Source organism: Cobetia sp. MC34 (assembly GCF_018340035.1).
Taxonomy (GTDB): domain Bacteria; phylum Pseudomonadota; class Gammaproteobacteria; order Pseudomonadales; family Halomonadaceae; genus Cobetia; species Cobetia amphilecti.
The window spans coordinates 1-265 of the sequence record NZ_JADPPY010000130.1; the positions used below are offsets into that span (position 1 = coordinate 1).

The window sequence follows — 265 nt, forward strand, 5'->3', positions numbered from 1 at the left end:
GCCCTCAAGGGGGAACAGACCACGTCAGAGATCGCAGCCCGCTTCGAGATCCACCCAACCATGGTGAGTCAGTGGAAGCGCGACCTGCTGGACAACGCCACCGGCGTCTTCGAGGGCAAAAGTTCCAGTAAAACCGCCCAGAAGACCCAAGAGGAGATCGATACGCTCTATCGCGAGATCGGCAAGCTGACGGTGGAACGGGATTTTTTGTCACGCAGGCTCGATCGTTGAGTCGGGCCCAGCGCCTGACAATGGTCGAGCCGCA

Annotated in this window: 1 protein-coding gene; it reads left to right on the plus strand. The window is 59.6% G+C overall.

What is annotated here, in order from left to right; genetic code table 11:
* Positions 1-231 (plus strand): transposase (locus IZU87_RS17455; RefSeq protein WP_502711615.1); only part of this gene is annotated, 231 nt, incomplete at its 5' end.
* Positions 232-265: the final 34 nt, after the last annotated feature.